The 792-nt window shown below is 67.3% G+C and carries 1 protein-coding gene and 1 pseudogene; both read right to left on the bottom strand.

Translation table 11 applies throughout. The annotated features are described in order from the left end of the window. Positions 1–167, bottom strand: a pseudogene (locus MOV75_RS40270) (MarR family transcriptional regulator); the annotation flags it as partial. 48 nt (positions 168–215) lie between these two features. Beyond that, positions 216–792, bottom strand: a 577-nt coding sequence (locus MOV75_RS40265; protein ID WP_247008403.1) for a tannase/feruloyl esterase family alpha/beta hydrolase, incomplete at its 5' end; no start/stop codon positions are given.

Here is a 792-nt window from a genome sequence, read left to right as displayed (position 1 = left end):
CCCATCAGGACGCCGTCCTGCTTGCCGAGGATGAACAGCAGTCCCGCTTGCGCCGGCGTCACCTCGCTCTCGGGCCGCGCCGCCATCCAGCGCTGCAGCCGGCGTTGTGCGACGCTCAGCAGGTAGATCAGCCGATGATGCCGCGCGTCGGCCGGTTTATTTCGCATGCGAACTATCTAACCGAGCGTGAGGCGGTTGTCAAACCAGCCGTTCCGCTACGGCGCGCAGGTGAAGCTCGCCGCCTCCGTCACCGCACCCGCCTTGTAATGCGGCCAGCCCGGCCAGCGGCACAGCGGCAGCGCGCGCAGGGTCGCGAATGAAGGCGGCTCGACCTTCTGCTCGATAACCTCGAGATCGCCGGGCGCCTTCGCCTTCTCGACCCAGTCGACCAGCACGCTCAGCATATCGACATTGGCCGGCGCGCCGGAGCCGACATGATCGACGCCAGGCGCGGTGTAGAGCCGCGCAAACTCGGCCGTTTCGGCCTTGCCGAGCTTGCGCTCGACGCTCTCGAAATAGCGGATGCCGGCGTAGGGGCTCTGTGCGTAGTCGGCCATGTGCTCGAGCATGATCAGCCGGCCGCCGCGGCCGCGGAAACGGCTGAGATCGGGATCGGTCGAATCCATCAGCTTCGAGACCTCGAGCAGCCGCGCCTTGTGCTCCTCCACCTTGTAGGTGGTGACGTCGAGCTTGGGATCGCGGGCAAAGACATATTGAATGCCGCCGGCGCCGTAGATCCAGGCGATGCCGTTGTTGGGCGCGGGCGGCTGCGCCGGCGGCGCGGTGCCGAGC

The organism is Bradyrhizobium sp. PRIMUS42, from assembly GCF_023006515.1.
GTDB lineage: Bacteria > Pseudomonadota > Alphaproteobacteria > Rhizobiales > Xanthobacteraceae > Bradyrhizobium.
This window is presented reverse-complemented; position numbering and strand designations above follow the sequence as displayed.